2 protein-coding genes are annotated in these 1,063 nt (G+C 65.9%); one reads left to right on the top strand and one right to left on the bottom strand.

Annotated elements, in window-relative coordinates; all coding sequences use genetic code 11:
- On the top strand, nt 1-686 hold a 686-nt coding region (locus AQJ27_RS51240), incomplete at its 5' end, for a transposase (RefSeq protein WP_244313892.1).
- Between the two features lie 7 nt (nt 687-693).
- On the opposite strand, the gene AQJ27_RS51235 is transcribed toward AQJ27_RS51240, so the two are convergent.
- The coding region (locus tag AQJ27_RS51235; protein WP_159064684.1) for a LysE family translocator at nt 694-1,063 on the bottom strand (370 nt) is incomplete at its 5' end.

Genomic DNA, 1,063 nt, shown 5'->3' with positions numbered 1-1,063 from the left:
GCGTAAAGACCTCGAAGACCTCACGCGATCCCGACTACGCCACGAAGAAGGCCCGGGTCGAACACCTCTACTCCATCGCCGACGGCGACGTCGTACCCGACGACGGTGAACCCGATGTCGTTTTCTGCCTGGACGAGTTCGGGCCGCTGAACCTGATGCCACACCCCGGACGGCAGTGGGCCGAGCGTGGTGGCAGGCACAAGGATCCCGACCGTGAGCCCCGCCGGAGGCGCCGGGCGACCTACAACCGCTACGGCGGAGTACGCCACCTCTTCGCTGCCCTGGACCTGGCCAAGGACCAGCTCTACGGCCACATCAAACCGGTCAAGAAGCGGACGCAGTTCCTGGAATTCTGCCGCTATCTGCGCACGCTCTACCCACCCGAAGTACGGATCGCGATCGTCTGCGACAACTTCTCCCCGCACCTGACCACGAAGAGATGCCAACGCGTCGGGGCCTGGGCGGCGGCGAACAACGTCGAGATCGCCTACACGCCGACGAACTCCTCCTGGCTGAATCGGATCGAGGCTCAGTTCACGGCCCTGCGCTACTTCGCCCTCGACGGCACGGACCACGCCGACCACAAGGAGCAGGGCAGCATGATCCGCCGCTACATCATCTGGCGAAACCGCCACGCCGACGACCGGCGCCTACGCGCCGTCGTCGACAGGACAAACGTCGCCTGAAGCAGCTCTAATCGGACCCAACGGCCAGCCGAGCCGCGAGTCCTGCGAAGACTGTGCCGCTGAAGACATTGAGTCCGCGAGCCACGCGGCGACTGCGCCGCAACAGCGACGAGAGTCGGCCGGAGATCAGACCGATCGAGGCATCAACTGCCAAGCCCACGAGTACCAGCGTGAGCCCCAGGACCAGGAGTTGCCCCACTGTGTGCCCGAGGGCCGGGTTCACGAACTGCGGCAGGAAGGCCACATTGAAAAAGATCACCTTCGGGTTGAGCAGATTGGTGACGGCCCCCTGCCGGAACGCCCGGACCCGCCCCGGGACAGGGCTTCCGGTGGCCGCAGCCTCATCGCCGCCGAGGCTGGAGCGGTCACGGAACGCC

The organism is Streptomyces olivochromogenes (assembly GCF_001514115.1).
Lineage (GTDB): Bacteria > Actinomycetota > Actinomycetes > Streptomycetales > Streptomycetaceae > Streptomyces > Streptomyces olivochromogenes.
This window is presented reverse-complemented; position numbering and strand designations above follow the sequence as displayed.